We start from the raw sequence: 26,090 nt of genomic DNA, 5'->3' as shown, positions 1-26,090 counted from the left end.
TCCCGGGGAGTTGCTCCCCGGGACCCTTTCGCTTGCTCGACAAGCTCCTCAGCGCAGGGTGTTGAAGGAGTCGCGGATGATCTCGAGGGCTTCGGTGGCCTCTTCCTCGGTCAACGTCATCGGTGGCGCCATCCGCAGGACGTTGCCGTACAGCCCGCCCTTGCCCACCAGGAGGCCGCGGTTCTTGGTCTCCTGCTGGAGTTTGGCGGTGGTGGCCGGGTCCGGGCTGTTGTCGTCCGGCTTGACGATCTCGGCGGCCAGCATCAGGCCCTTGCCGCGGACGTCGCCGAGCTCGAGGAACTCCTCGGAGATGCCGCGCAGACCGTCGACCAGTTGCGAGCCGCGCTTGGCCGCGTTCGCCTGCAGGTCGTGGTCGAGCAGGTAGTCCAGCGTCGCCTTCGCCGCGCTGGTGGAGATCGGGTTGCCGCCGAACGTCGACAGCGAGTTGGCGCTCAGGCTGTCCATCAGCTCCGGCGTCGCGACCACACCGCCGATCGCGAACCCGTTGCCGAGGCCCTTGGCGAACGTCATCGCGTCCGGCACCATGTCGTGCGCCTGGATCCCCCAGAAGTGCTCGCCTGTGCGGCCCCAGCCGGTCTGCACCTCGTCGGAGATGAACAGGATGCCGTACTCGTCCAGCACCTCCTTGAAGGCGGCGTACAGGCCGTCAGGCCCGGACGAGAAGCCGCCGACGCCCTGGATCGGCTCGGCGATGAGGCAGGCGACGTCGCCCGCGGTCGTGGTCTCGATGACGTTGCGCAGATCGTCGACGCAGACCTTGATGTAGTCCGCGTCGGGCAGGTCCCGGAACGGGCTGCGGTACCGGTAAGCACCTTGCACGTACTGGACGTTGACCGGTGACAGGCTGCTCGCGGACCAGCCGCGGTTGCCGGTGATCGCGACCGTGCCGAAGCCGCGGCCGTGGTACGAGTTCCGCATCGCCAGCACCTGGTTGGACCGGCGCCGCTGGGTGGCCAGCATCAGGGCCGCCTCGTTCGCCTCGGTACCGGAGTTGGTGAAGAAGACCTTGGCATTCGGGATCCCGGACAGCTGGGCGATCTGCTCGGCCAGCTCGATCTGCTTGCGGATGAGGTAGACCGTCGAGGTGTGCGCGATACCGGTGGCCAGTTGCTCACGCACCGCGTCGGAGATCTCCGCGATGTCGTAGCCGATCGCGTTGGTCAGGATGCCGGCGAAGAAGTCGAGATAGGTGGCACCTTGGCCGTCAGTCACCCGGCGGCCCGATCCCTGCACGATCTCGATCGGCTCCTCGTAGTACAACGCGAGCCAGTCCGGCATGACGGCCTTGTGACGCTCCCAGAGCTCCGCATGTGTCATGCCTAAGCATTACCTCATCGCGTCGCTTGCTCATAGTGGGCATCTATCGCAGTGGCGTCCTGCGCCGGACAGCGCTCGAGTGATTGCGGTGTCCAGGTGCGTGCATCGGGGTGCTTGAGCGGCGTCCTCGATGCGGAGCATCGTGGATGCTGCTCAAGTGCCGCGAGGTGCGTGCCTGGGCGCCGCAAGCGCCGAGAGCTGTCCGGCGCAGGACGCTAAGGTGCTCTCCGTGACATTGCCGAGCATTCCGCATGTGGACATCGAGTCACTGCGGCATTTCGATCGGATCGTGGCGGCGGGCGCCACTTCGATGGCGGGCTGGCGGGTGCAGTCGGTCGACCTGACCGGCCGGACGGCGGAGCTGCTCGGGCTGAGCCCGATGGGCGCCCTGTTCCTCGGCTGCGTGCTGGAGGAGAAGGCCGACGCCTGGATCCGCGACGGCGGCGGGCTCGTGTTCCCGGCGATCCCGTCCCTGCCCTTCGACGCTTACCGCGGCACGCTGTACGACGCCGAGGAGCTCTACGCCGGCCTCGAGGACGGGTACGACGCCACACCGGACGCGCAGATCTACGCATGGTCCCGGCAGCACGACGAGAAGGGCGACACCAGCCGGACCCTCGCGGCCGCCCTGCACGACCACTCCATCGCCGACGCGCTCCACGAGTTGCCCACCGACCAGCCGTGGATCGGTGTCATGGGCGGACACGGTGTCTCCCGCGGGAGTACGTCGTACCGGTCGGCCGTCATGCTCGGACGCAGCCTCGCCCAGGCGGGCCGCACCGTGGTGACCGGCGGTGGTCCTGGCGCCATGGAGGCGGCGAACCTCGGTGCATCCCTGTCCGGGTACGACGAGTCCGCCGTCGACACCGCACTGGCCGCGCTGGCCGCCGTACCGTCGTTCAAACCCTCGGTGGCCGAGTGGGCCGCCGCAGGGCTCCGCGTACGGCGTGAGTTCCCCGGCGCCGGCGGGGTGTCGATCCCGACGTGGTTCTACGGGCACGAGCCGCCGAACGTGTTCGCGTCGTCGATCGCCAAGTACTTCTCCAACGCCCAGCGGGAGGACGTACTGCTCAGCCGGGCGAAGGGCGGGATCGTCTACCTCCCCGGCGCGGCCGGAACGGTGCAGGAGGTCTTCCAGGCGGTGACACCGAACTACTACGGCGATCCGGCGACCCAGATCCCGCTCATCCTCGTCGACGTCGAGCACTGGACCGTCAAGCTGCCGGTCTGGCCGCTGCTGCAGTCCCTGGCCGCGAAACGTGCGATGGCAACATCACTCCACCTGGTCGACACCATCGACGAGGCGACCGCACTGGTCAGCTGAGGACCCTGGTGAGCTTCACGTCCTCCTCCTCGAAGCCGAGGCTGCGGTAGAAGCCGCGTGCGGACGTGTTGGCGGCGCCGGTGTCAAGGGTGATCGTGGTGACGCCCAACCGACGTGCATGGGCGGTCACGGTGTCGATCAGAGCCCGGCCGACGCCTTCGCCCTCGTGACTTGTGGACACCACGAGCTCACCGACGTACAGCTCCTGGTCACCGGACCAGTGCGCCCGCTGCTCGCCGGAGACGAAGCCGGCGACCACACCGTCCACCTCGGCGACGTACACGAACCGGCCTGGCTCGGCGGCTCGCTCGACTGCCTCGAGGACCCAGCCGGTGACGGCCGCACGCACTCCGTCCGGTGAGCGCCAGCGCGCCACTCCCTCCATCAGTCGCGGCGCCAGGTCGAGCACCGCCTGCCGGTCCTTCTCCTCGTATCGACGTACCTCACCACGCATGACCCAAGTTTGTCGGAGCCTTGGTCTACCGTGCCCGGCATGACGAACTTCGTGTTGGTGCCAGGGGCGTGGCTCGGTGCGTGGGCGTGGGACGAGGTGGCGGCCGGGCTGCGCGCAGAGGGGCACGGGGTTTATCCGGTGACGCTGAGCGGGCTCGCGGAGCGGCACGGCCCGGACGCCGCGCAGGTCGGTCAGCAGCAACACGTCGACGACATCGTGACCGTGATCGAGAGCCACGATCTGCGCGACGTCGTCCTCGCCGGTCACAGCTACTCCGGGATCCCGGTCGGCCAGGCCGCCGGGCGGATCGGCGACCGGCTGCGGCGAGTGGTGTACGTGGACTCGAACATCCCCGCCGACGGGAAGTCGTTCGTCGACGGCTGGTCCCCCGAGGGCCGCGCCTGGGTCGAGGGGCAGCTGGCCGAGTCCGGCGGGTTCTGGCCACCGCTCACCGCCGAGGACTACGCCGACCAGGACCTCTCCGACCAGGCGATAGCCCTGATCGTCGCCCGCAGTACGCCGCACCCCGGCCGGGCCATCTCGGAGCCGGCCCGACTGACCCGCCCGATCGGCGACCTGCCGACGACGTACCTCAAATGCCTGCTGGACGGCGCCACACCGTCCGCGGACGTCGTCGAGCAGCTGAAGTCTCCGTCCTGGGAGCTGCTCGAGCTACCCACCGGCCACTGGCCGATGTTCTCCCAACCCGCAGCTCTCACCAAACTACTCAGCGACCGCTGAGCACCGCGGGGCCGATCACTTGTTGGCGGCGGCGAGCTGGCCGCAGGCTCCGTCGATCTCCTGGCCGCGGGTGTCGCGGACCGTGGTCGGGATGCCGCCGGCCTGGAGGCGGCGGACGAACTCGCGCTCGTCGGCCGGGTCGGACGCGGTCCACTTGGAGCCCGGTGTCGGGTTCAGCGGGATCAGGTTGACGTGCACCCAGCCCCAGTCGCCACGGGCGGCCAGCTTCTCCGCCAGCAGGTCCGCGCGCCAGGCGTGGTCGTTGATGTCGCGGATCATCGCGTACTCGATCGACACCCGGCGCTTCGTCTGCCGCGCGTACCCCCACGCCGCGTCGAGCACCTCGTCGACCTTCCAGCGGTTGTTGATCGGCACGAGCTCGTCACGCAGTTCGTCGTCCGGCGCGTGCAGCGACAGCGCGAGCGTGACCGGGATGCCCTCGGTGGAGAGCTGGTTGATCCGCGGCACCAGGCCGACTGTCGACACGGTGACACCGCGCGCCGAGATCCCGAGGCCTTCCGGCGACGGGTCGGTGAACCGGCGGACGGCACCGATCACGGCCTTGTAGTTGGCCATCGGCTCGCCCATGCCCATGAACACGATGTTGTTGACCCGGCCCGGCCCGCCCGCGATCTCACCGCGGGACAGCGCGCGGGCACCGTCGACGACCTGCTCGACGATCTCCGCGGTCGTCATGTTCCGGGTCAGGCCGGCCTGACCGGTCGCGCAGAACGGGCACGCCATCCCACAGCCGGCCTGCGACGACACGCACATGGTGGTGCGGTCCGTGTACCGCATCAGGACGGACTCGACCAGCGAACCGTCCAGCAGCTTCCACAGCGTCTTGCGGGTCTGCCCGTTGTCGCACTCCAGGTCACGCACCCGGGTGAGCAGCGGCGGCATCAGCTCGGCCACCAGCTTGTCCCGGGTCGCGGCCGGAAGATCGGTCATCTCGGCCGGGTCGGACACCAGCCGGGAGAAGTAGTGGTTCGACAACTGCTTGGCCCGGAACGCGGGCTCGCCCAGCGCGGCCACCGCCGTACGCCGTTCCTCCCCGGTGAGATCGGCCAGATGCCGCGGCGGCTTCTTGGCACGGCGCGGCTCATCGAAAACGAGGGGAAGGGAGGTAGTCATAACCGACCTATTGTCGCCCGCCGCCCCAACCGTTCACAAATTCACATCCCATGACCCCTGTCACCCCTCAGCCGGTGGTGGTGATCTGACCGGACTCGGCCAGCTCGACCACCACCTCCCGCACGGCGGGCAGGATCGGCGACGGGTTGGCCGGCAACCACACCATCTCCGTCGACACGATCTGCCCGGCCAGCGGGACGAAGACCACTCCAGTACGACGCAGGCTCTGCGCCGACCGGGCCAGTTTGGTCACCCCAACACCGGCCGCGACCATGCCCAACAGCACCTGGACGCTCGGGTCGCGGTGCACCACATTCGGCACGAATCCGGCCGCCCGGAACTCCTCGTCGTAGAACTCGTGCCACGGTCCCCAGGAGCTCCGCGGAGTCAGAAGCCATGGGTCGTCGGCCAATTCGGTGAGCTTCAGTTCGCTGCGGCCGGCCAGCGGATGCCCAGCCGGCAGCACCGCGCAGACTTCCTCAGTGATGAGCGTCCGGGTCGCCAGCGTGTCGACCAGTGGTGGTCGCGAGAACGCGACGTCGTACCGGCCGCTGGTGATGCCCTCGACCAGCTGACTGATCGTGGTCTCCTCGGTCGACAGCCGCAGCTCGGGAAGGCGCTCGCGGACAGCCCGGACCACCGGCGGCAGCAGATAGTTCGCCGTTGTCGCCAGGAACGCCAGCCGCAGCTGCCCGGCCTCGCCACGGACTGCCTGGCCGACGACGCTCATCGCCGCATCCGCCCGCGCCAGCACCGCTCGCGCCTCGGGAAGGAAGACCGCACCGACCTCGGTCAGTGCCGTGCCCCGGCTGTCGCGGTCGAAGAGCCTCGCACCGACCATGCGCTCCAGCAACGTGATCTGCTGCGACAGGGACTGCTGCGCGATGGTCAGCCGCGCCGCGGCCCGGGTGAAGCTCGACTCCTCCGCCACCGCGACGAAGTACCGCAACTGCCGGAGCTCTGGGGTCACAGGCCCAGGCTACTGCCGCGCCAGGCAGCCGATGTTGGCCCTGGAAGCGGTCCCGGACGAAGACTCGAAGGGTGAACAACACACTGGAAACACACGACGAACAAGGCCGGGTCTGGCTGATCACCGGCTGCTCCACCGGCTTCGGGCGGGAACTCGTCCTGGCCGCCCTCGCGGCCGGCGACCGGGTGATGGCCACGGCCCGGCGCCCCGAAACCCTCGCCGACCTGGCCGAACCGGGCCAGGGCCGGATCAGTACGGCGGTTCTCGACGTCACCGACTCTGCCTCGATCGAGGCCGCGGTGCAGGCGACGATCGCGGTCTTCGGCCGGATCGACGTCCTGGTGAACAACGCCGGCTCGATGGTGATGGGAGCCATCGAGGAGGTGACCATGACGGAGCTGCGTGAGCAGTTCGACGTCGTACTCTTCGGTGCTGCCGAGGTGACGAAGGCCGTCCTGCCGGTGCTCCGCGCGCAGGGCTCGGGCACGATCGTTCAGATGAGTTCGCTCGGCGGCCTGAAAACGTATCCCGGCTACGGCGCGTACAACTCGGCAAAGCACGCGCTGGAAGGTCTGTCCGAAGCGCTGGCGACGGAGGTCGCACCCCTCGGGATCCGCGTCCTGCTGGTGGAGCCGGGCGCCTTCCGGACCGAGTTCAACCGCAACAAGCGAGCCACCGCCGAGCTGGACATCTACCGGGACACCGCGGGCGCGACCCGGGTCGCGACCAGAGAACTGCTCGACTCCGAGCCGAACGATCCGGTCAAGGGCGTCGCGGCGATCATGAAGGCGCTGGACAGCGACAACCCGCCGCTGCGCCTGCTGCTCGGCAATGACGCGGTGGACGGACTCCGCGCACACCATGAGGCGCTCCTGGCCGAGGTGACCGAGTGGGAGCAGCTCAGCCGGTCCACTGCCATCGATTAGCCGGCTGGAGCGAGCGGGCTGGAGCGGTCGCACTCCAGCCCGCTGGGCGATCAGGCCGAGTAACCCTTGGGCGGAATCAGCGTGGCGAGCTGGTTGAAGGTCAGCCAGTACGTCGCGGTCGGGGCGAAGCCGGCCGGGTCGGCGATCAGCACGGTCATGTCGCTGGAGTCGTACCCGACCACGGTGAAGTAGTGGTAGATCGTGTAGTTCGGGTACCCCGGCGGGTGGTTGCTGGCCGGGGCGACGATGTTCGCGACGATCGGGTAGTTGTTGTCGATGTCGAGGGTGACGTCGCGCCAGAGCAGGTCGCGCTGGGCCTGGGTGGGCGGGTCGTTCGGCATCTCCTTGGTCTCGTACCAGCCGGTGCCGAGGTGGTTGTTGAGCACCCGCGTCACCTGCCCGATCCAGTCCGTGCCGTTCGTGGTGGTGGGCAGTTCGTTGGCCAACTGCTGCTGGCTCGGCGGTGAGATCCGGGCGGACAGGGCGATCCGGGTCGCTGCCGGGCCACACCAGTAGCCGGTCTGCTGGTACTGGAAGTCGATGGGCAGCGTCTTGAGGGCCTGCGTGGAGTAGCCGAGCGTCGGCACCGGCTTGGCGGCCGCGGTGGCCTCGGCGGAGATGGCGGGCGCTGTCGGCACCGCGGTCGCCGGAGTGGATGCCATCGGCAACGCTGCTGCCGCGACCAGGGTCAGACCGCTCAGTGCGGCCTTGAGTTTCGTCGTCGTATGCCTCATGTCAGCTCCTCAGCCTCACAGGGACGCCCGGGGCGTGGTCGTCCCATCACTGAGTGCATTCCTGCGTCGCCGCCTTGTAAACCCCTCCAGCACCCCGCCCCGACACCGGCGCTACTGGTGTTTGCCCAGGTCAGAAGCGGTTTCCAGTCACGTCTGGGACGCGTGAAAAAATAACCAACCCTTTCCATCCAGCTCGAAGGGTCAGGCTGCGGAGGTCTCCTCGAGCACCGGATCGATGATCTCCCGGACCAGCCACCGAGCCGCCCGGTCCGGGTACGGGCGGGTCAGCGAGAGGACGATGTGGTCGAATCCCAGTCCCGCCGCCCCGCGGATGATCGCTCGGGTCGCGGCCGGATCGTCGTACGAGACTAGTTGCTGCAGCGATCGGCTGACACTGGCCGGGTCGCGGCCGATGCGGGCGCACTCCGCGTCGAGTCGGCGGGTCCGGTCGGCGAGGACGTCGAAGTCGGTGTGCGGCGGGCCGCTGATGTTCCAGATGTCGGCGTACTCGGCGATCAGCCGCATCATCCGGTTGCCCCAGCCGCCGATCAGGAGCGGCGGTCCCGGTCGCTGGATCGGCTTCGGCTCGTTCCGGTTCTGCTCGAGCGTGTAGTACCGACCGTGGAAGTCGAAGACGTCCTGCGTCCACATGCCACGCAGGATCTCGATGGTCTCGCGGAGTCGATCCACTCCCTCCCCCGGCGGGACCAGTGTCAGTCCGTATGCCTCGTACTCCGCGATGGCCGGGTTCGGTCCGGCGATTCCGCCGGCACCGGGCGGTTGATGCGTGCCGCCGGCACCGAGGCCCATGGTCAGCCGGCCGCCCGAGATCACGTCCAGCGTGCTGGCGATCTTGCCGAGTACGGCGGGCGCGCGGACGCGGTTGCTGGTCACGAGCAGACCGAAGCGAAGGCGGGTCGTCTGCGCGGCGAGCGCGGTGAGCAGCGTCCAGCCTTCCAGTACGTCGCCATCCTTGGGCCCGACGAGCGGCAGGAAGTGGTCCCACAGCCAGGCGTCTCGGAACTGCGGGAACTCGTCGGCCTCGAGCCAGACACGCTGGATGTCGGCGTACGGGACGTGCATCGGGGTGGTTTTCAAGCCGAAGGTCAGAGTCATAATCGTCAGGATAACTGATGATCAGCGATCCTGACGATCAGTGGAGCGGTAGATTTGTCCCATGATGTCCGACCGGCTGGGGTACCTGCTCAAACATGTCCTGGCACAGCTGACCGACGAGCAGGCCAAAGCGCTCGCGCCGTACGGGCTGAACGGCCGGGATCTCGCCGTACTGTCCGCAGTGGTTGCCGGTGAGCCGCTCTCGCAGCTGGAGGTCGCATCCAGGCTCCGAGTCGATCGGACCTCGATCGGCGACCTGCTCGACAGCCTGGAGGAACGCGGACTGGTCGAGCGCCGGCGCAGTCCGGAGGACCGGCGGCGCAATGTCGTGGTGCTCACCGCCAAGGGTGAGTCGACGTTCGAGGAGGCGGAGCGGGTGAGGCTGGAGGTTGAACGCGAGTTCCTGGCCTCATTGCCGGATGCCGACCGGTTCCGTGAGGATCTGCGGCTGCTGCTCGGGGAATGACCGCTGGGCAGCCGCAGTTGGAATTGAGGTCATGACTGCTCTCACTGGGGTTCCGCTCTCCGTCTTGGACCGCTCGCGGACGCGGGCAGGTGAGACGGAAGCAGAGACGTTGCGTGCGACTGTCGAGCTCGCGCAGCAGGTGGAAGAGCTTGGCTACAAGCGTTTCTGGGTCTCAGAGCACCACAGCGTGCCCGGAGTGGTCGGATCGGCTCCCACAGTGCTGGCAGCCGCGATCGCGGCCCGCACGAGCCGGATCCGCGTCGGCACCGGCGGTGTGATGCTGCCGAACCACCAGCCGCTCGTGGTGGCCGAGCAGTTCGGGGTGCTGGAGTCGCTGTACCCGGGCCGCATCGACATGGGCCTCGGCCGGTCTGTCGGCTTCACCAACGGCATCCGCCGCGCTCTGGGCGTCGAGAAGGACGCGGCCGAGGACTTCGCCGCACAGGTCCAGGAGCTACTGGGCTACTTCACCGGCACACTGCAGAACCAGGTCCACGCTCGTCCCGGAGAAGGTCTGCGCATCCCACCCTTCATCCTCGCTGTCGGCGAGGGCGCTCACCTCGCCGCTTCGCTCGGACTCCCCCTGGTCATCGCCGGCAGGGATGAGTCGGCACTGCTCCAGTTGGTCGACGGCTACCGCGCCGGGTTCCAGCCGTCCACGTGGGCCTCGCGGCCGTACGTCGTACTCGCGGTGACTGCTGCTGTTGCGGAGACCACGGAGGAGGCCAGGCAGTTGCTGTTGCCCGAGGCATGGGCGAGTGCCTACTCGCGCACGCGCGGGGTGTTCCCACCACTGGAGCCTTCGGTGCCTGGCGACCTGACCGCGAAGGAGCGCGAGCTCTTCGAGCAGTCGCTCCGCGGCCAGCTCTACGGCACACCCGAGCAGGTCGACGAGGCCCTCGGCGGCCTGGTACGTCGTACCGCCGCCGACGAAGTGCTGATCACCACGAACACCTACGACCGGGCCGACCTGGTCGCGTCGTACACCGCGCTGGCCGAGCTGGCGGGCACTCGCCGTACCGTCAGCGGTTGATCCGGTCCTCGAGGCGCTTGCGGACCTCGGGCCACTCGTCGGCCAGGATCGAGAACACCACGGTGTCGCGGAACGAGCCGTCGGCCTCCCGCCTCTCCCGGCGCAGGACTCCCTCGCGGGTCGCACCGAGCTTGGCGATCGCCGCCTGCGACCGGGTGTTGATGGAGCCGGTCTGGATCTTCACCCGGCCGAATCCGCAGTCCTCGAAGGCGTGCTGGAGCAGCAACAGCTTGGACGCCGGGTTCACCTTCGTACCCCAGACCGCCGGCGCATAGCCGGTCCAGCCGAGGTGGACCGATTCGTTGGTCAGGTCAACGTCGCCGAGGCTCGACGTACCGACGAGGGTGCCGTCGGCAACCAACCGGATCACGTACGCCGTGCGATGTGCCGCGGCCGGGATCCATTGGGCCCGCATGGCTTCGGCATCGGCCGGCATCCCGGCGATCCCGCCGCCGAAGCCTGCCGCGTACACCTGCTCGTTGCCGATGGCGGCGTACAACTCCTCGATGTCGCTGTCCTGCAGCCGATCCAGCCGGACGACGTCGCCCACCAGCGATCGCCCGTCGGGCGCGGCCGTCATCCCTTCACCAGAAGGTGCAGTAGCAGCCAGACCGCGGGGGCCGTGGCCAGCAACGAGTCCAGACGGTCCATCACACCGCCGTGCCCCGGCAGCAGGTTGGACATGTCCTTGATGCCGAGGTCGCGCTTGATCATCGACTCACCGAGATCGCCCACGGTGGCGGTCAGCACGGCCACCGCGCCGACGATCGCGCCGGCCCACCAGTCCCCGTCGAGCAGCCACACGACCGAACCGATGCCGGCACCGATGCACGCGAGGGTCGAGCCCGCGAAGCCCTCCCAGGACTTCTTCGGACTGATCGTCGGAGCCATCGGGTGCTTGCCGAACAGCACCCCGGCCGCGTAGCCGCCGACGTCGCTGGCGACCACGACCAGGAAGAAGGTCAGAACACGCTGCGGGCCGTCCGACTCCGGCTGGACCAGCAGGATCGCGAACCCGGCCAGCAGCGGTACGTAGCCGATCAGGAACACTCCGGCGCTCGCGTCCCGGACGAACCCGACCGATCCGCCCGGCATCCGCCACCAGATCGTCGCCAGCACTGTGAGGGCGAGCGCGATCAGCAGCGCCATCGGTCCCCAGAAGTACGCCGCCATCAGCATCGCCGTCGTACCGGCGAACAGCGGGATCCTCGGGATCACCGCGCCGCCCGCACGCAGAGCCTTGATCATCTCGTCGACGGCCACCAGCACGGCGGCCAGCACGAGGACGGCGAACAGAACCTTCTGCCAGAACAGCGATCCGAGGATCAGCGCGCCGAGACCGACCCCGACCGCGATGGCCGCAGGCAGGTTCCGCCCGGCGCGGCTCGGGCTGGGACTCGGCGCGGGCGTACTCTCGACGCCCATCACACCTCGAGCAGTTCGGCTTCCTTGTGCTTGAGCAGATCGTCGATCGAGTCGACGTACTTCTTCGTCAACCCGTCGAGCCGCTTCTCAGCACTCTTGCCCTCGTCCTCGCCCGCGTCGCCGTCCTTGACGGTCTTGTGCACCTGGTCCATGGCGTGCCGGCGGATGTTGCGGACCGAGACCTTGGCTTCCTCGGCCTTGGTCTTGGCGACCTTGATGTACTCCTTGCGCCGTTCCTCGGTCAGCTGCGGCATCACCACCCGGATCACCGCACCGTCGTTGCCCGGGTTCACCCCCAGGTCCGAGTCGCGGATCGCCTTCTCGATCGCCGCCATCGCACCCTTGTCGTACGGCGAGATCAGCACGGTCCGGGGCTCCGGGACCTGGAAACCGGCCAGTTGCTGCAGCGGCGTCGGGCTGCCGTAGTAGTCGGCCAGGATGCCCGCGAACATCTGCGGGTGGGCCCGGCCGGTGCGGATCGCGGCGAAGTCGTCCTTCGCGACCTCCACGGCCTTCGCCATCTTCTGCTCGGCTTCGCGGAGAGCTTGGTCGATCACGACATTCCTCGCTTCCTCAGGGCCGCCTCGGCGCGGCCACTCCATACCCTACGAACGCAGGTTTACCAGATAACGGACATCCACCCGTGTCGAACGATCCTAGTGGTACGCCGCCGTACCGGCTGCGGCCGGGGGACTACTGACCGGGAGAAACGATGGTCCCGATCTTCTCGCCGTGCACGACCCGGGCGATGTTGCCCTCCTCGAGGCCGAAGATCACGATCGGCAGCGCGTTGTCGCGGGCCAGGCTGATCGCGGTGGCGTCGGCGACCCGCAGTCCGCGGGCCAGGAAGTCGTCGTACGACAACTGGTCGAACTTCACCGCGTCCGGGTTCTTCTTCGGGTCGGAGTCGTAGACCCCGTCCACACCCTGCTTGCCCATCAGCAGCGCCTCGGCGCCGATCTCCAGCGCCCGCTGCGCGGCGACCGTGTCGGTGGAGAAGTACGGCATGCCGGAACCGGCGCCGAAGATCACCACGCGGCCCTTCTCCAGGTGCCGCTCGGCCTTGCGCGGGATGTACGGCTCGGCGACCTGACCCATCGTGATGGCGGTCTGCACCCGGGTCTCGATACCGAGCTTCTCCAGGAAGTCCTGCAGCGCCAGGCAGTTCATCACCGTGCCCAGCATGCCCATGTAGTCGGCCCGGTTGCGCTCCATCCCGCGCTGCTGCAACTCGGCACCGCGGAAGAAGTTGCCGCCGCCGACCACCACGGCGACCTGGACGCCGGCCCGGGCCACCCCCGCGATCTGCTTGGCGATGGAGTTCACCACGTCGGGGTCGACGCCGAGCTTGCCGCCGCCGAACACCTCACCCGACAGCTTCAGCAGCACCCGGTGATAGGCCGGCGCGAACGGCGAAGAGGCCGGACTCGTCTCGGTACCCAGGGTTTCCGTCACGATTCCGGCCTCCTCGATCGTTGCTGTCTTGCTGATCCTTCGAAGATCCCGAAGCTCAGGCGCCGACCTCGAAGCGGGCGAACCGCTTCACGGTCACGCCGGCCTCGTCGAGCACGGCCTTCACGGTCTTCTTGCTCTCCTGGACCGACGCCTGCTCGAGCAGGACGACGTCCTTGAAGAAGCCGTTCACCCGGCCCTCGACGATCTTCGGCAGAGCCTGCTCCGGCTTACCCTCCTCGCGGGCGGTCGCCTCGGCGATCCGCTTCTCGTTCTCGACCGTCTCGGCCGGGACCTCGTCGCGGGTGGTGTACAGCGGGCGCATCGCGGCGGCCTGCATGGCGGCACCACGCGCGGCCTCGACGTTGTCGCCCTCGAACTCGACCAGCACGCCGACCTGGGCCGGCAGATCGGCGGCACGCTTGTGCATGTACGCCGTCACCTGGCCGTCGAACACGGCGACCTTGCCCAGCTCGAGCTTCTCGCCGATGACCGAGGCCAGCGCCTCGATGTTCTCGGCGACGCTCTTGCCGTCGGACAGCTTCTCGTTCAGCAGGCCCTCGACGTCGGCGACCTTGCTGGCGGCAGCGTGCGCGACGATGTCGGCGGCCAGCTGCTGGAACTGCTCGTTCTTGGCGACGAAGTCGGTCTCGCAGTTCAGCTGGACCAGCGCGTTCTCCGCCGCGGCCACCAGGCCGTTGGTGGCGGAGCGCTCGGCGCCCCGCTTGGCGGCCTTGGCCGCGCCGTGGATGCGCAGCTCCTCGATCGCCTTCTCGAAGTCGCCGTCGGTGGTCTCGAGCGCCTTCTTCGCGTCCATCATGCCCGCGCCGGTGGCGTCGCGGAGCTTCTTCACGTCAGCGGCGGTGTAGTTCGCCATTCCTCGTTCTCTCGTCTTGTCGATGCGGCTGGATGGGCGGGCTCGAGTGCCGCCCGGTGTGAACCGGGCGGCGACTCAGGGCTGTCAGGCCTCGTCGGCCTTCGGGGCCTCGTCGGCCTTCACGGCGTCGACGGCCGGGGTCTCCTCGGCAGCAGCCGGGGTCTCCTCGACCGGGGCTTCCTCGGCAGCGGCGGCCGGCGCCTCGGCGGCGGCCTCCGTCGGCGCCTCGGCCGCTTCCGGAGCCTTCGCGGCGTCGCCCTCGGCGGACTTGGCCTCGGAGGTGCCGTTCTGGCTCTCCAGCAGCTCGCGCTCCCAGGCGGCCAACGGCTCCTCGGCGCCGAGCTCCTCACCGGCAGCGGCGGCACCCTGACCCGAGCGGGCCATCAGACCGTCGGCGACGGCGTCGGCGACCACGCGGGTCAGCAGGCCGACCGAGCGGATCGCGTCGTCGTTGCCCGGGATCGGGAAGTCGACCTCGTCCGGGTCGCAGTTGGTGTCCAGGATGCCGATGATCGGCAGCTTCAGCTTGCGCGCCTCGTCGACGGCGAGGTGCTCCTTCTTGGTGTCCACGATCCACACGGCGGCCGGAACCCGGGCCATGTCGCGGATACCACCGAGGGTCTTCAGCAGCTTGTCGTGCTCGCGCCGCTTCTGCAGCAGCTCCTTCTTGGTGACGCCCGAGGCCGCCACGTCGTCGAAGTCGAGCAGTTCCAGCTCCTTGAGCCGCTGGAGCCGCTTGTTCACGGTCTGGAAGTTGGTGAGCATGCCGCCCAGCCAGCGCTGGTTCACGTACGGCATGCCGACCCGGGTCGCCTGCTCGGCGATCGCTTCCTGGGCCTGCTTCTTGGTGCCGACGAACAGGATCGCCCCGCCCGAGGCGACCGTGCTGCGGACGAACTCGTAGGCGCGGTCGATGTACGACAGCGACTGCTGCAGGTCGATGATGTAGATGCCGTTGCGCTCGGTGAGGATGTAGCGCTTCATCTTGGGGTTCCAGCGCCGGGTCTGGTGCCCGAAGTGCACGCCGCTCTCGAGGAGCTGCTTCATGGTCACGACGGCCATGAGGGTGTTGCCTCCTGTCGCGCTTTCCCGGGTTCGTTCGGTCCGGTCGGCGCAGTCTCGGTTGTCTCGCGGCGGACCGGGGCGGTCCGCCGTGCCTGATGCCCGTCGGCACGCAACCCACCCGGGAGGTCCCGGGACCGAGGGAGGCGCGCTGTTGTGCGGGCATGCGTAGTCGTCCCACTCACATGGGACGCCACCGGAAGTGTACGGGACCACCCCGGCCCAAAGCGAACCGGGCCCGGTTGTCCACAGCCCCGAACTCACCGCCGGAAATCAGGGGTTTCGACGGCATGTTCCAGGCATGAACGTCGTCCTTCTCGCCCTGACCCTCGCCACCGCGGGCCCGGATCCTGCGAACTGGCCCCTCCAACCCCGCCCCGAGGTCGTCCGCGGCTTCGAACTGCCCGCCAAACCCTGGCTCCCGGGCCACCGCGGCGTCGACCTGACCGGCTCGCCCGGCCAACCCGTCCGCGCCGCAACCTCCGGCACCGTCACGTACGCCGGTCAGCTCGCCGGCCGCGGCGTGGTCGCGGTCTCACACGGCGCGCGCCGAACCACCTACGAGCCGGTCGTCCCAGCCGTCACCGTGGGCACTCCCGTCACCACGAGCACGGTGATCGGCCACCTCTCGGGCGCGGGCTCACACTGCTCACCCGCGACCTGCCTTCACTGGGGACTGATCGAGGGCAAGCGCTACCTCAATCCGCTCACGCTGCTCCCGGACCGCCCGGTCCGTCTACTCCCCCTGAGATCCGCGCCGGCCGCGGGCGCTGCGCGGCCTGTCGAGGAGCGGCCGGTTCACACCACCGCGCCGCCACCTCCGCAGCCGGTGCGCTCGACCGCTTCACCGCCGGCTTCAAGCTCCAACCGGACAGGCGCGATCGTGGTCGCCAGTACGGCGGCCTTGGCCCTGGCCGGCGGCCTCCTGCTCAAGCGGCACTAGGACACGCTCTGGGCCAGGTTGAGCTGCCACGAGATCCCGAACCGGTCGCCGACCCACCCGAACTTCCGGCTCCAGCCGTACTCCCCCAGCGGCATCATCACCTTGCCCTTCTCGGACAAGACGGCGAACAGGCGGTCGATCTCGGCCTCGTCCGCACAGTCGACCCAGAGCGAGATCGACGGCGTGAAGTCGAACCCGTGTTGCACCGGGCTGTCGCTGCACATGTACTGCTGACCCGCCAACGTGAAGATCGCATGCATCACCGAGCCCTCGGCGCCAGGCCCCTCCGACCCGAAGCGAGTGATCGAGACGACCTCCGCGTTGTCGAAGAGCGACAGGTAGAAGTTCATCGCCTCCTCGGCCCTGCCGTCCTGGAACATCAGGAACGTGGTGGTCTTCTGCTTCCGCTCAGCCATAAGTCCTCCTGTAGTCACGGCTTATATAAGGCCACACTGTAACAGTCGGATCGGGGTCTTGGGAGAGGTCAGCTGCCCGGAACGCGCGCTTGCCAGGCGTCCTCGTCGCGGGAGCGACGCTCGACGCCGGCCGGGAGCTTGTTCTTGGCGAGATCGATGAGCGTGGTGTGCTCGAGCACGTCCCGCAGACTCGCGCGGGCGGCGATCCACACGCGTTGCAGTACGACGGCCCGCTCGTTGTACGCGACGCTCTCGGGCCGCACCCCGGAGATGCTCACGATCGGTCCGTCCACCGCACGCATCACGTCGGCGACCGAGATCTCGTTCGGGTCCACGGCGAGTTTCCAGCCGCCGGACTGTCCCCGCTGACTCGCCAGGATCCCCGCACGCCGGAGGTCGGCCAAGATCCCCTGGAGGAACCCATGCGGAATGCCCTGCGCACGGCTGAGCTCCTCGGCCGACACGACCGACGGGTCGTTCGCCACCCATCGTTGGGTGATCTCGATCAGCGCCCGCAACGCATAGTCAGACTTCGCCGAAACCCGCATGAACCGCAGTCTGCCCCATCCCCGCACCCGCTCGCCGCATCCACCCGCGGACAGCCCGGCAGATCAGGCCCGAGGGTGAGCCTGTTCGTAGGCCCGGCGCAGGCGATCGGTGGAGATGTGGGTGTAGATCTGAGTGGTCGCCAGCGATGCGTGGCCGAGCAGTTCCTGGACGCTGCGAAGGTCGGCACCACCTTCGAGCAGGTGGGTTGCCGCCGTGTGGCGCAGACCGTGCGGCGACAGGTCGGGGGCGTCGACGACTCCGATCCGCTCGTGGACAAGGCGTCGTACCGCTCGCTGATCGATTCGGCCGCCACGGGCACCCAGGAACACCGCCGGCCCACTCCCCTGCCGCGCCAGCTGCGGGCGGGCCTCGTCGAGCCAGCGCCGCAGTGCATCCGAGGCCGGCACGCCGTACGGGACAGAGCGTTCCTTGCGACCCTTGCCGAAGACGCGGACGACTCGGCGCGAGGTGTCGATGTCGTCGATGTCGAGCGCACAGAGTTCGCCGACGCGGATGCCGGTCGCGTAGAGCAACTCCATGATCGCGAGGTCACGCAGGCCGATCGGGCTGCCGTCGTCCGCCGCCACGGCCGCCGCGTCGAGCACGGCACGGGTGTCGGACTGCCCCAACACTCCCGGCAGGGTCTTGTGCGGCCTCGGACTGGCCAGCAACGCGCCCGGATCCGTGCTGATCCGGCCGGTTCGCTGCGCCCAGGCAGTGAAGACACGCGCGGCGGTGGCGCGGCGCGACATCGTGCTGCGCGCCTTCCCGAGGCTTTGCTGCTTGGCCAGCCACGACCTCAGCCCTCGGATATCCAAGGCTTCGAGATCATCGTGACCAAGCCGAATCAAATGTTCGAGTAAATCCGCGACGTCGCCACGGTACGCTCTGATCGAATGTCTGCTGAGGTCCCTCTCCGCCGCCAGATGCCGTTCGTAGTCAGCCAGTAACGCAGTGAAACCTTCCGGCCAGGAAGGGTTCGCGCTGACATCGTCCGGCGTCATGCCTCGACGATGCGGGAGCCGACGCGGCATCGCAAGGCACCGCGCGGGGGCCGAGGAGAGGAGGTCTGGTCGATAGCCCGACGGTCGACTACTGTTCGGCCCGATTGCCCTAGTAGCAACGGAGGCACCCCTGACCATGGCCCCCTCAGCGAACGGACAGACCGTAGGCCGGCGCCTGCCGGTCGAGTCGGCGTTCACTCGAGTCGAGGACGCACGGCACCGTCTGCCGCGCTTGTTCGGTCGTCGCGATCTGGTCGTACTCGGCCTGGGCGTGATGATCGGGTCCGGCATCTTCAGCATCAGCGGCAACCAGGCGGCCAAAGTCGCCGGTCCGGCCGTGATTTTGTCGTTCGTCATCGCGGCGATCGTCTGTGTGCTGGCCGCGGCCTGTTACGCCGAGTTGTCGTCCACGATTCCTGTATCGGGTAGCGCGTACACCTTCAGCTATGTGACCTTCGGCGAGATGTGGGCCTGGCTGGTCGGCTGGGCGCTCGTGCTGGAACTTGTCACCGCGGCCGCGATCGTCGCCCGCGTCTGGTCGGCGTACTTCCTGGCCACACTGGACGGGTTCGGACTGACGCTGCCCGACGGCGTGGCGAAGTTCTTCGGCCCGGATGCGAAGGTCAACCTGGTCGCGCCACTGCTGCTGCTGATCCTGACCGCGCTGATCGTGACCGGGACGAAGCTGTCCGCCCGGGTGCTGACCGTGGTGGTGATCGCGAAGGTCGCCGTGATCGTGCTGGTCGTGGTGGTCGGCGCGGCGCACATCAACATGGACAACTACCACCCGTTCGTGCCGATGGCCCGGGCCGCGCCCGCGACCGCCAGTCCAACCCTGCTGGGCTGGATCCTGGACTCGTCGTTCGGTTCGTTCGGGATGATGGGCATCTTCACGGCCGCGAGCTCGATCGTGTTCGCCTACATCGGGTTCGACCTGATCGCCACCGCGTCCGAGGACGCGCGCAGCCCGCGCAAGACGGTCCCGCAGGGCATGCTGCTCGGCGTCGGCGCCGTCACGATCCTCTACATCGCGATGGCCGTGGTTCTGGTCGGAATGCGCCCGTACGGCGAGCTGGGCGGCAGCGCACCGGTCTCCGAAGCATTGGCGGCAACAGGGGTCGGGTGGGCCGCGAAGGTGGTCAACCTGGGTGCATTGCTCGCGCTGATGACAGTGATCATGGTGGTGCTGATCGCGCAGAGCCGCGTGTTGTTCAACATGGGCCGCGACGGTCTGCTGCCGAAGAGCCTCGGACGGGTCAGCCGGGTGTACTCCTCCCCTGCCCGCGCCGCGGCCGCTGCCGGCTTCGCGGCTTTGGCGCTGACGCTCTACCCGAAGGTGCTGGAGCTCGAGGAACTGCTGGTCATCGGCGCGTTGTTCTGCTTCGCGTTCTGTGCGATCGGCGTTCTCACTCTGCGTCGCTCCGAGCCGAACCTGGAGCGTGGCTTCCGGGTGCCGATGGTGCCGCTGATCCCGCTGCTGTCGCTGGCCGCGACGGTGTGGCTGATGCTGAACCTGAAGACGAGCACGTGGACGAAGTTCGGTATCTGGATGGTCATCGGCCTGGCGATCTACGGGCTGTACGGGCGCTGGCACAGCCGGCTGGCCAACGAGGACAGCTGGGACTACGACATCGGCGACACCGACCCTGGGACCGGCGGTCTGCAGGCGATCCGCACCGAGCAGCCTGGCGAACGGCCGAACGAGTTGCGCGCTGTCCGCACGCCGCCACAGAAGCCGACGCGCGGCAAGCACATGCGCAACTGAGGTTGTCCACAGGCAGAAAGTGAGGTCCGAAATCGAGGCCTGATCCCGGCATGTTCTCTGCCGGAGGTGGTCATCGATGCGGACCAAGAACGCCGTCGGACGGTACGGCGAAGACCTCGCCGCCAGGTATCTGGCCGGAGAGGGCTTCGCCATCCTCGAGCGCAACTGGCGCTGCGAGCTGGGCGAGATCGACATCGTCGCGCGCGAGGGCGACACGCTTGTCGTCTGTGAGGTGAAGACCCGGCGCGGGCTGAACTACGGCAGCCCGCTGGAGTCGATCACGTACCGGAAGCTGACCACGCTGCGGAAGCTGGCGGGTCGCTGGCTGCAGATCCACCAGCTCAAACCCGGCGCGATCCGGATCGATGTCGTCGCCGTGCTCCTCGACCAGAACACGGCGCCGCAGGTCGACCACTTGCGAGGTGCGGCCTGATGGCGCTCGCACAGACGTGGTCCGTCGCGCTGGTCGGCCTCGAAGGCCACCTGGTCGAGGTCGAGGCCGACATCGCGCAAGGCCTGCCCAAGACGACGCTCATCGGCCTGCCGGACGCATCGTTGTCCGAGGCCCGTGATCGGGTCCGCGCCGCGGTGGTGAATAGCGGGGAGCGATTCCCCGATCGCAAGGTCACCATCGGCCTCTCACCGGCCACCCTGCCGAAGACCGGCTCGCATTACGACGTCGCCATCGCGCTCGCCTTGCTCTCGGCCGCCGGAGTGATCGACGCCAAGTCGTTGCGGCAGACCGCGATCATCGGTGAGCTCGGCCTGGACGGCCGGATCCGCGAGGTCCGTGGTGCGCTCGCGATGACCCTGGCCGCGGCCCGCTCCAGCTTCGAGCGCATCGTCGTCCCGGAGCTCAACTCGGGCGAGGCGCGCCTCGTGCCCGGCATCGAGGTGTACGGCGTGCGCTCGCTACGGCAGGTGCTTGCTCTGTTGCGTGGCACCGAGATCCCGGACGAGGCACCGCCGCGGGCCGAGCCCCGGTTGCTGTCCGAGTCGCTGACCCGGGTTCCTGAGGTCGATCTGGACGACGTCATCGGTCAACACGAGGGGCGACGAGCGATCGAAGCCGCGGCCGCGGGCGGGCATCACCTGTTCCTGCACGGGCCGCCGGGCTCGGGCAAGACGATGCTGGCTGAGCGGCTGGCCGGATTGATGCCGGACCTGAGCACGGACGACTCGCTCGAAGTGTCCGCGGTGCATTCGCTGGCCGGGCTGCTGACCAACGACGCCGAGCTGGTGGTGCGTCCGCCGTTCATCGCGCCGCACCACACCGCGTCGCTGTCCAGTCTTGTCGGTGGTGGCTCTGGTATGCCGCGGCCGGGGGCGATCAGCTGTGCGCATCGCGGGATCCTGTTCATCGACGAGGCGCCCGAGATGCATCCGCTGACGCTCGACACGCTGCGGCAGCCGCTGGAGTCCGGGTACATCGAGGTCCACCGGTCGGCGGCTGTGGCGAAGTTCCCGGCCCGCTTCATGCTCGTGCTCGCGGCCAATCCGTGTCCCTGCGGCATGTCCGGCGCCGGGAACGCGATCTGCAACTGCACGCCGCAGGTGCTGGCGCGGTATCGGCAGCGGATCAGTGGACCGATCAAGGATCGCCTCGACATTCAACGGCAGATCCTGCCGGCCGCACGAGGGGTCGCCGACCGCGAGGTCTCCGAGTCGACCGCGGCAGTGGCCGAGCGCGTGAAGGCGGCTCGCGACCGGCAGGCGTACCGCTATCGCGAGACCGGCTGGATCCTCAACAGCGAGGTCCCTGGTCCGGTGCTGCGGCGCGAGTTCCCGTTGAACGCCGCCAGTCACGAACTTCTCGAGGACCTCTACACGGCCGGCCGCCTCACGGCCCGCGGCTTCGACCGCGTCGTCCGAGTGGCGTGGACCCTCGCAGATCTCCAAGGCCTCGACCAACCAACCGTTGCCCTGACCCACGAAGCCTTCCAACTCCGCGCCGGCGAACCCCTGACCGACCTCTCCGACACGCGCCCTCTCAAAGGAATCCCTGCATGACGCTCAACTGCATCACGGCTCCAAGGAACCTGGCCTCGCATGGGCCGGCCTCTGCAATCACCTCACGCAATCAGTTGCCTGCGGCCCCATCCCGTGGCAGCACGTGTGCGACCTCTCCCCCGATGACGTTGCCTCGGGCATCCAGCACCTCCGCGGCTGAGGCGCGTGCCTCGGTGGCGGTTGCGGAGGGGGCGGTGGGTGGAGCTGAGGTGGTGGATGGGGTGGCGATGGATGGCATGGCTGTGGATGGGGTTGGCGGGACGGGTGGTGGGGGGACCGCCAAAGCCGGCGGGGACGGGGATGAGGAGCGGCTGGTTCGGGTGGGTTTGTCGCGGGTGGTGGAGCCCGGGGATCTGGCGGCCTTGAAGGCGTTCGCAGGGATGGAGGTGTTGGAGATCTGGGAGCTCTTGCGGGGGAAGGCGCCAGGAACCGAGCGGTGGTCCACGCGGCTGGCTGCGGCGCAGCCTGAGCGGGACCTCGAGCGGGCGGCTGCTGCAGGAGCGCGATTCGTGATCCCTGGAGACGACGAGTGGCCCGAGCAGGTGGAGGTGCTGGCCGAGGCCGGGCAGCTGACTCGTCGGGCCGGCGTGCCGTTCGGGCTTTGGGTCCGTGGGCCGGCGCATCTGCGCAAGACGCTTGCGCGATCGGTCGCGATGGTTGGTGCTCGCGCGTGTTCGTCGTACGGCGAGCATGTTGCGGCGGAGCTCGCAGGTGGGCTGGCGGACAACGGGATCACGGTCGTGTCAGGCGGGGCGTACGGGATCGATGCTGCGGCGCATCGGGGTGTGCTGGCTGGTTCCGGGGTGACGGTCGCCGTGCTGGCTTCTGGCGTTGATACGAGCTATCCGAAGAGCAACTCCGCGATGTTCAGCCGGATCGTGGAGGACGGGTTGGTGGTGAGTGAGCTGCCACCGGGGTGTTCACCGACCAAGCTGCGGTTCCTCGCGCGCAACCGGCTGATCGCGGCGGGCACGCTCGGCACGGTCGTCATCGAGGCAGCGGTCCGGAGCGGAGCGCTGAACAGCGCAGGTTGGGCCGAGCAGTGCGGACGTGCCGTCCTCGCGGTGCCAGGACCGATCACGTCCCGCATGTCCGCAGGAAGCCATCTCCTGGTCCGCGAACGGGACGCCGTACTCGTCACGAGCGTCGCCGAGATCATCGAGGCCGTCTCCCCGCTCGGCACCGGCCTCGCGCCGCACCCACAAGCCCCCAAGAACCCGAGCGACGACCTGCCCCACGACGTCCGCCGCACCCTCGACGCCGTCCCGGTCGTCAACCCAGCGCCCGCCACCCGCATAGCCACCACCGCAGGCCTGGATCTCCCCACCACCCAGTCCTGCCTGGAAACCCTCGCCGCCCTCGCCCTGGTCCACCCCACCCCAACCGGCTGGCGCCTAACACCAACCACCCCACCCTGAGGTCGGCCGAGACCGGAGCCGACCCAGGTCACCGGCGAACCACCCCAACCGGCTGACGCCCCACACCGACCACCCCACCCTGAGGTTGGCTGGCGCCCGACACCGACCACGCCACCCTGAGGTTGGCTGGGTCGGAGCCGGCCCACGCACCGGCCGAACCACCCCACCCGGCTGGCGCCTCACGCCGACTGCCCCATCCTGAGGTTGGCTGGGTCGGAGCCGGCCAGGTCACCGGCCGAAACAGTCCCGCGCTGGCTGGGGCCTCACGCCGACTGCCCCGCCCTGGGGTGGGGTGGGGTTGGAGTCGGCGGGGTTAGCGGCCGAAGTCGGAGTCCTTGGGGACTTCCAGGTCAGACTTGGCCAGTTCTTCGATGTTGACGTCGCGGAAGGTGACGACCTTGGCGTTCTTGACGAAGCGGGCGGACCGGTAGACATCCCAGACCCACGCGTCGGCCATCGTCACCTCGAAGTACACGTCACCGCCCTCGGTGCGGACCTTCAGGTCGACCGCATTGCACAGGTAGAAGCGGCGTTCGGTCTCCACGACGTACTTGAAGATCCCGACGACGTCCTTGTACTCCCGATAGAGCTGCAGCTCCATATCGGTTTCGTACTTCTCGAGGTCGTCAGCGCTCATACCTCCACCTCGCAACGCTCGGTTCCGGCATGAGCGCTGAGAGCGCTGTGCTTGTCTGGGCGCTCGCTGCGCTCGCTCATCGGCTCTCCACTCCGGTGGGACTGGTCACATTCTGTCCCATATCGGGCCGCAGACTGCGGCGGACATTCTCGAACCGCCGTCGATGTTGTGGGCACGGGCCGTATTCGTCCAGCGCCGCCTGGTGTTCGGGCGTGCAGTAGCCCTTGTGGATCCCGAAACCGTACTGCGGGTACACCTTGTCCCAGTGCTCCATCACCCGGTCCCGCGTCACCTTCGCGATGATTGACGCGGCAGCGATACATGCGGCCACACGATCACCCTTCCAGATCGCGAGGCCAGGTACGCCGAGCCCGTCGACGCCGAACCCGTCGGTCAGCACGTACGCCGGGCGCACGTCGAGGCGGAAGAGCGCGCGGCGGAGCGCCTCCACGTTGGCGACGTGCATGCCCAGGCGATCGCACTCGGTGGACTCGATGGCGACGACCGACCAGGCCAGGGCGCGCTTGCGGATCTCGTCGTAGCAGCGGTCACGGGCCTTCGCGGTCAACAGCTTCGAGTCGGCGAGCTCCGGGATCTGGCCGCGCTTGCCCTCCGGGAGGATCACCGCGGCCGCGACCAGCGGTCCCGCGCACGGTCCGCGGCCTGCCTCGTCCACGCCGGCGATCGGATCCAGGCCGACGCGGCGCAGCGCCCGTTCGTACCCGTACAGCCCGGCATCGCGCCGTACCGTGCTCCCACGCGGCAACACGCTCATCCAGCCCTCCGCATCACAGCTCCCACCCTAGGCACGACCACCCTAGGCATGACCACCGACGTCCCCGCTGAGCGGGGTCTCGTCATTTGGGCGGTGGGGTGAGGGATATCGAGGGTTTGTCCGGCGCCGGCCCGGGCGCCGGGACTGCTTTGAAGGTGTCGGGGACGCCGAGCTTGCCCCAGCGGCCCGCGGGCCAGACGATCATGATGGCGCGGCCGGTGACCTTGTCCATCGGGACGAACGCGGCATCGCCGGGATTGTTGCCGTTGGCGTCCACGTCGCTCAGATGGACGCGGGAGTCGCCGGAGGCAGACCTGTGGTCACCCATCACGAACACGCGCCCGGCCGGAACGGTGACCTGGAACTCCATCTGGGACGGTGCGTCGCCCGGGTACAGGTAACTGGTCTCGTCCAGAGGCTGGCCGTTCACCAGCAGCCGGCCCTTCTCGTCGCAGCAGGCGACCTTGTCGCCCGGCATGCCGATCAGGCGCTTGATCAAGTGGCCGTGGCTGGAGTCCGGCAGCAGGCCGACGATCTCGAAGAACCGGCCGATCGACCCGCGCTTCTGGCCGCTCTCCTCCGGGCCGAGCCAGCCGCCCGGGTCCTCGAACACGACCACGTCGCCGCGCTTGACGTCGGTGAGCTTCTCCACCACGACGCGGTCGCCGACCAGCAGGGTGTTCTCCATCGACTCGCTGGGGATGATGAACATCTGCCCGACGAACGCCCGCAGGATCGACGAGACGATGAGCGCCCCGACCACGATCAGCACGAACTCGCGAGCGGCGGCCGCGAAGCCCGACCGGTGCGCGGGGTTCTCGTCCGTCTTCGTCGGTGTATCGGTCACTTCTTCAGCCCCGGCTTCTTGAAGGTTTCCGGAGGACGCAGCATCGTCATCCGGTCAGACGGCCAGATTACGCAACAGGCCCGGCCAACCACGTTCTCGACCGGCACGAACCCACCACCGGGGCCGCCCATATGGGCGCGGGAGTCGGCGGATTCGGCGCGATTGTCCCCCATCACCCACAGGTGGCCTGGCGGCACCACCACGCTGAAGGGCAGCTCGGACGGCTTCGCGTCCTTGAGCAGGTACTCGCGTTCGTCCAGCGGGATGCCGTTGACGGTGATCCGGCCCGAGCGGTCGCAGCAGATCACCTTGTCGCCGCCGACGCCGATCACCCGCTTGACCAGGTGCCCCTCGCCGCTGCGCGGCAGGATGCCGACGAACTCGCCGACCCGGCGGAACGGGCCGGGCTCGGTCTGGGCCTCGTTCAGCCAGTTGGCGGGGTCCTTGAACACGATGATGTCGCCGCGGTCCACGTCCCGGTGCATGTAGCTGATCTTCTCGGCCAGAATGCGATCGTTCGTGGTCAGCGTGTCGTACATCGACTCCGACGGTACGTAGAACGCTTCCGCGACGAACAGCCGCAGTACCACCGTGATGACGAGGGCGAGCACCGTGACGGTGCTCATCTCGATGAGCAGGCTGAGCAGCGGGTTGCGCTGCTTCAGCCTGCGGTG

The 26,090-nt window shown here is 68.5% G+C and carries 29 protein-coding genes; 10 read left to right on the top strand and 19 right to left on the bottom strand.

Translation table 11 applies throughout. The annotated features are described in order from the left end of the window. Nucleotides 1–48: 48 nt before the first annotated feature. A complete protein-coding gene (locus ACGFH6_RS43810; protein WP_393397108.1) occupies nt 49–1,338 on the bottom strand; it encodes an aspartate aminotransferase family protein in 1,290 nt (429 codons plus the stop codon). Nucleotides 1,339–1,567: 229 nt separating this feature from the next. On the opposite strand from ACGFH6_RS43810, the gene ACGFH6_RS43805 reads away from it, so the two are divergent. After that, entirely contained in the window at nt 1,568–2,662 is a 1,095-nt protein-coding gene (locus tag ACGFH6_RS43805) for an LOG family protein (protein ID WP_393397106.1), read from the top strand. Here ACGFH6_RS43805 and ACGFH6_RS43800 read toward each other — a convergent pair. Next, nucleotides 2,655–3,116 carry a GNAT family N-acetyltransferase gene (locus tag ACGFH6_RS43800; RefSeq protein ID WP_393397104.1) on the bottom strand — a complete coding sequence of 154 codons (462 nt, stop codon included), beginning with the start codon at nt 3,114–3,116 and terminating at the stop codon, nt 2,655–2,657. The genes ACGFH6_RS43805 and ACGFH6_RS43800 overlap by 8 nt on opposite strands. 39 nt (nt 3,117–3,155) lie before the next feature. On the opposite strand from ACGFH6_RS43800, the gene ACGFH6_RS43795 reads away from it, so the two are divergent. Continuing rightward, a complete protein-coding gene (locus ACGFH6_RS43795; RefSeq protein WP_393397102.1) occupies nt 3,156–3,857 on the top strand; it encodes an alpha/beta fold hydrolase in 702 nt (233 codons plus the stop codon). 15 nt (nt 3,858–3,872) lie between these two features. Here the strand turns inward: ACGFH6_RS43795 and rlmN are convergent, their stop codons facing one another. Together rlmN and ACGFH6_RS43785 are read right to left on the bottom strand one after the other, a co-directional pair. Next, a complete protein-coding gene (gene rlmN / locus ACGFH6_RS43790; RefSeq protein ID WP_393397100.1) occupies nt 3,873–4,991 on the bottom strand; it encodes a 23S rRNA (adenine(2503)-C(2))-methyltransferase RlmN in 1,119 nt (372 codons plus the stop codon). A gap of 67 nt (nt 4,992–5,058) precedes the next feature. After that, on the bottom strand, nt 5,059–5,961 hold the full coding sequence (locus tag ACGFH6_RS43785) for a LysR family transcriptional regulator (protein WP_393397098.1): 903 nt from the start codon (nt 5,959–5,961) through the stop codon (nt 5,059–5,061). 71 nt (nt 5,962–6,032) lie between these two features. Here ACGFH6_RS43785 and ACGFH6_RS43780 point away from each other — a divergent pair, with 71 nt between their 5' ends. Beyond that, on the top strand, nt 6,033–6,887 hold the full coding sequence (locus tag ACGFH6_RS43780) for an oxidoreductase (RefSeq protein WP_393397096.1): 855 nt from the start codon (nt 6,033–6,035) through the stop codon (nt 6,885–6,887). Between the two features lie 50 nt (nt 6,888–6,937). On the opposite strand, the gene ACGFH6_RS43775 is transcribed toward ACGFH6_RS43780, so the two are convergent. Further along, complete coding sequence (locus ACGFH6_RS43775; protein ID WP_393397094.1) at nt 6,938–7,621, bottom strand: C39 family peptidase; 684 nt, start codon at nt 7,619–7,621, stop codon at nt 6,938–6,940. Nucleotides 7,622–7,822: 201 nt separating this feature from the next. Then, nucleotides 7,823–8,737, bottom strand: a complete 915-nt coding sequence (locus ACGFH6_RS43770) for an LLM class flavin-dependent oxidoreductase (RefSeq protein ID WP_393397092.1) — start codon at nt 8,735–8,737, stop codon at nt 7,823–7,825. 61 nt (nt 8,738–8,798) lie between these two features. On the opposite strand from ACGFH6_RS43770, the gene ACGFH6_RS43765 reads away from it, so the two are divergent. Both ACGFH6_RS43765 and ACGFH6_RS43760 read left to right on the top strand, forming a co-directional pair. Then, a complete protein-coding gene (locus ACGFH6_RS43765) occupies nt 8,799–9,203 on the top strand; it encodes a MarR family winged helix-turn-helix transcriptional regulator (RefSeq protein WP_393397090.1) in 405 nt (134 codons plus the stop codon). 31 nt (nt 9,204–9,234) lie between these two features. Beyond that, the gene (locus ACGFH6_RS43760; RefSeq protein ID WP_393397088.1) at nt 9,235–10,236 is read left to right on the top strand and encodes an LLM class flavin-dependent oxidoreductase; all 1,002 of its coding nucleotides are present in this window, start codon (nt 9,235–9,237) and stop codon (nt 10,234–10,236) included. On the opposite strand, the gene ACGFH6_RS43755 is transcribed toward ACGFH6_RS43760, so the two are convergent. The 6 genes from ACGFH6_RS43755 to rpsB form a co-directional block, all read right to left on the bottom strand. Continuing rightward, nucleotides 10,226–10,816, bottom strand: a complete 591-nt coding sequence (locus ACGFH6_RS43755; protein ID WP_393397086.1) for a GNAT family N-acetyltransferase — start codon at nt 10,814–10,816, stop codon at nt 10,226–10,228. The genes ACGFH6_RS43760 and ACGFH6_RS43755 overlap by 11 nt on opposite strands. Continuing rightward, entirely contained in the window at nt 10,813–11,661 is an 849-nt protein-coding gene (locus tag ACGFH6_RS43750; RefSeq protein ID WP_393397084.1) for a phosphatidate cytidylyltransferase, read from the bottom strand. Before ACGFH6_RS43750 ends, ACGFH6_RS43755 begins: the two co-directional genes overlap by 4 nt. After that, complete coding sequence (gene frr, locus ACGFH6_RS43745; protein WP_360452262.1) at nt 11,661–12,215, bottom strand: ribosome recycling factor; 555 nt, start codon at nt 12,213–12,215, stop codon at nt 11,661–11,663. Before frr ends, ACGFH6_RS43750 begins: the two co-directional genes overlap by 1 nt. 139 nt (nt 12,216–12,354) lie before the next feature. Beyond that, nucleotides 12,355–13,116, bottom strand: a complete 762-nt coding sequence (gene pyrH, locus ACGFH6_RS43740) for a UMP kinase (protein WP_238163420.1) — start codon at nt 13,114–13,116, stop codon at nt 12,355–12,357. A gap of 55 nt (nt 13,117–13,171) precedes the next feature. After that, a complete protein-coding gene (tsf, locus tag ACGFH6_RS43735; RefSeq protein WP_393397082.1) occupies nt 13,172–13,990 on the bottom strand; it encodes a translation elongation factor Ts in 819 nt (272 codons plus the stop codon). 84 nt (nt 13,991–14,074) lie between these two features. Continuing rightward, a complete protein-coding gene (gene rpsB, locus ACGFH6_RS43730) occupies nt 14,075–15,052 on the bottom strand; it encodes a 30S ribosomal protein S2 (RefSeq protein ID WP_393397080.1) in 978 nt (325 codons plus the stop codon). A 301-nt stretch (nt 15,053–15,353) separates the two neighbouring features. Between rpsB and ACGFH6_RS43725 the strand changes: the two genes are divergently transcribed. Further along, entirely contained in the window at nt 15,354–15,995 is a 642-nt protein-coding gene (locus tag ACGFH6_RS43725; protein ID WP_393397078.1) for a M23 family metallopeptidase, read from the top strand. Here ACGFH6_RS43725 and ACGFH6_RS43720 read toward each other — a convergent pair. From ACGFH6_RS43720 to ACGFH6_RS43710, 3 genes are all read right to left on the bottom strand, one after another. Beyond that, nucleotides 15,992–16,411: a VOC family protein gene (locus ACGFH6_RS43720; RefSeq protein WP_393397076.1), complete on the bottom strand. Its 420-nt coding sequence runs from the start codon at nt 16,409–16,411 to the stop codon at nt 15,992–15,994. The two genes, ACGFH6_RS43725 and ACGFH6_RS43720, sit on opposite strands and share 4 nt — an antisense overlap. 68 nt (nt 16,412–16,479) lie before the next feature. Then, nucleotides 16,480–16,959 (bottom strand): Rrf2 family transcriptional regulator, encoded by a 480-nt coding sequence (locus ACGFH6_RS43715; RefSeq protein ID WP_131354981.1) that lies wholly within the window; start codon nt 16,957–16,959, stop codon nt 16,480–16,482. A 63-nt stretch (nt 16,960–17,022) separates the two neighbouring features. Then, entirely contained in the window at nt 17,023–17,964 is a 942-nt protein-coding gene (locus tag ACGFH6_RS43710) for a tyrosine recombinase XerC (protein WP_393397073.1), read from the bottom strand. 136 nt (nt 17,965–18,100) lie between these two features. On the opposite strand from ACGFH6_RS43710, the gene ACGFH6_RS43705 reads away from it, so the two are divergent. The 4 genes from ACGFH6_RS43705 (at nt 18,101) to dprA (ending at nt 23,157) form a co-directional block, all read left to right on the top strand. Then, a complete protein-coding gene (locus ACGFH6_RS43705) occupies nt 18,101–19,729 on the top strand; it encodes an APC family permease (RefSeq protein ID WP_393397071.1) in 1,629 nt (542 codons plus the stop codon). A 76-nt stretch (nt 19,730–19,805) separates the two neighbouring features. After that, a complete protein-coding gene (locus ACGFH6_RS43700; RefSeq protein WP_393397069.1) occupies nt 19,806–20,162 on the top strand; it encodes a YraN family protein in 357 nt (118 codons plus the stop codon). Then, nucleotides 20,162–21,739 (top strand): YifB family Mg chelatase-like AAA ATPase, encoded by a 1,578-nt coding sequence (locus ACGFH6_RS43695; protein ID WP_393397067.1) that lies wholly within the window; start codon nt 20,162–20,164, stop codon nt 21,737–21,739. The genes ACGFH6_RS43700 and ACGFH6_RS43695 overlap by 1 nt, the downstream gene beginning before the upstream one ends. A gap of 320 nt (nt 21,740–22,059) precedes the next feature. Next, on the top strand, nt 22,060–23,157 hold the full coding sequence (gene dprA / locus ACGFH6_RS43690; protein WP_393397065.1) for a DNA-processing protein DprA: 1,098 nt from the start codon (nt 22,060–22,062) through the stop codon (nt 23,155–23,157). Nucleotides 23,158–23,470: 313 nt separating this feature from the next. Here dprA and ACGFH6_RS43685 read toward each other — a convergent pair whose 3' ends face one another. The 4 genes from ACGFH6_RS43685 to lepB (ACGFH6_RS43670) form a co-directional block, all read right to left on the bottom strand. Next, entirely contained in the window at nt 23,471–23,794 is a 324-nt protein-coding gene (locus tag ACGFH6_RS43685; protein ID WP_012922325.1) for a DUF2469 domain-containing protein, read from the bottom strand. Nucleotides 23,795–23,870: 76 nt separating this feature from the next. Then, nucleotides 23,871–24,569 carry a ribonuclease HII gene (locus ACGFH6_RS43680; RefSeq protein ID WP_131517714.1) on the bottom strand — a complete coding sequence of 233 codons (699 nt, stop codon included), beginning with the start codon at nt 24,567–24,569 and terminating at the stop codon, nt 23,871–23,873. An 82-nt stretch (nt 24,570–24,651) separates the two neighbouring features. After that, nucleotides 24,652–25,416 carry a signal peptidase I gene (gene lepB / locus ACGFH6_RS43675; RefSeq protein ID WP_393397062.1) on the bottom strand — a complete coding sequence of 255 codons (765 nt, stop codon included), beginning with the start codon at nt 25,414–25,416 and terminating at the stop codon, nt 24,652–24,654. Further along, a complete protein-coding gene (gene lepB, locus ACGFH6_RS43670) occupies nt 25,413–26,042 on the bottom strand; it encodes a signal peptidase I (protein WP_238163422.1) in 630 nt (209 codons plus the stop codon). The genes lepB (ACGFH6_RS43675) and lepB (ACGFH6_RS43670) overlap by 4 nt, the downstream gene beginning before the upstream one ends. Between the last annotated feature and the right edge of the window lie 48 nt (nt 26,043–26,090).

The organism is Kribbella sp. NPDC049227 (genome assembly GCF_043197265.1).
Classification (GTDB): Bacteria; Actinomycetota; Actinomycetes; order Propionibacteriales; family Kribbellaceae; genus Kribbella.
The sequence above is the reverse complement of the archived record's forward strand: the minus strand, read 5'-3'. Positions and strand labels throughout refer to the sequence as shown.

Bases quoted from the DNA above. Each gene is read 5' to 3' on its own strand.
- tsf (WP_393397082.1), bottom strand. From the start codon at position 13,990: ATGGCGAACTACACCGCCGCTGACGTGAAGAAGCTCCGCGACGCCACC.
- ACGFH6_RS43810 (WP_393397108.1), bottom strand. From the start codon at position 1,338: ATGACACATGCGGAGCTCTGGGAGCGTCACAAGGCCGTCATGCCGGAC.
- rpsB (WP_393397080.1), bottom strand. From the start codon at position 15,052: ATGGCCGTCGTGACCATGAAGCAGCTCCTCGAGAGCGGCGTGCACTTC.
- ACGFH6_RS43715 (WP_131354981.1), bottom strand. From the start codon at position 16,959: ATGCGGGTTTCGGCGAAGTCTGACTATGCGTTGCGGGCGCTGATCGAG.
- ACGFH6_RS43750 (WP_393397084.1), bottom strand. From the start codon at position 11,661: ATGGGCGTCGAGAGTACGCCCGCGCCGAGTCCCAGCCCGAGCCGCGCC.
- ACGFH6_RS43685 (WP_012922325.1), bottom strand. From the start codon at position 23,794: ATGAGCGCTGACGACCTCGAGAAGTACGAAACCGATATGGAGCTGCAG.
- ACGFH6_RS43760 (WP_393397088.1), top strand. From the start codon at position 9,235: ATGACTGCTCTCACTGGGGTTCCGCTCTCCGTCTTGGACCGCTCGCGG.
- ACGFH6_RS43725 (WP_393397078.1), top strand. From the start codon at position 15,354: ATGAACGTCGTCCTTCTCGCCCTGACCCTCGCCACCGCGGGCCCGGAT.
- ACGFH6_RS43705 (WP_393397071.1), top strand. From the start codon at position 18,101: ATGGCCCCCTCAGCGAACGGACAGACCGTAGGCCGGCGCCTGCCGGTC.
- ACGFH6_RS43770 (WP_393397092.1), bottom strand. From the start codon at position 8,737: ATGACTCTGACCTTCGGCTTGAAAACCACCCCGATGCACGTCCCGTAC.
- ACGFH6_RS43720 (WP_393397076.1), bottom strand. From the start codon at position 16,411: ATGGCTGAGCGGAAGCAGAAGACCACCACGTTCCTGATGTTCCAGGAC.
- lepB (WP_238163422.1), bottom strand. From the start codon at position 26,042: ATGAGCACCGTCACGGTGCTCGCCCTCGTCATCACGGTGGTACTGCGG.
- ACGFH6_RS43700 (WP_393397069.1), top strand. From the start codon at position 19,806: ATGCGGACCAAGAACGCCGTCGGACGGTACGGCGAAGACCTCGCCGCC.
- ACGFH6_RS43800 (WP_393397104.1), bottom strand. From the start codon at position 3,116: ATGCGTGGTGAGGTACGTCGATACGAGGAGAAGGACCGGCAGGCGGTG.
- ACGFH6_RS43765 (WP_393397090.1), top strand. From the start codon at position 8,799: ATGATGTCCGACCGGCTGGGGTACCTGCTCAAACATGTCCTGGCACAG.
- ACGFH6_RS43710 (WP_393397073.1), bottom strand. From the start codon at position 17,964: ATGACGCCGGACGATGTCAGCGCGAACCCTTCCTGGCCGGAAGGTTTC.
- rlmN (WP_393397100.1), bottom strand. From the start codon at position 4,991: ATGACTACCTCCCTTCCCCTCGTTTTCGATGAGCCGCGCCGTGCCAAG.
- ACGFH6_RS43680 (WP_131517714.1), bottom strand. From the start codon at position 24,569: ATGAGCGTGTTGCCGCGTGGGAGCACGGTACGGCGCGATGCCGGGCTG.
- ACGFH6_RS43775 (WP_393397094.1), bottom strand. From the start codon at position 7,621: ATGAGGCATACGACGACGAAACTCAAGGCCGCACTGAGCGGTCTGACC.
- ACGFH6_RS43695 (WP_393397067.1), top strand. From the start codon at position 20,162: ATGGCGCTCGCACAGACGTGGTCCGTCGCGCTGGTCGGCCTCGAAGGC.
- ACGFH6_RS43755 (WP_393397086.1), bottom strand. From the start codon at position 10,816: ATGACGGCCGCGCCCGACGGGCGATCGCTGGTGGGCGACGTCGTCCGG.
- ACGFH6_RS43795 (WP_393397102.1), top strand. From the start codon at position 3,156: ATGACGAACTTCGTGTTGGTGCCAGGGGCGTGGCTCGGTGCGTGGGCG.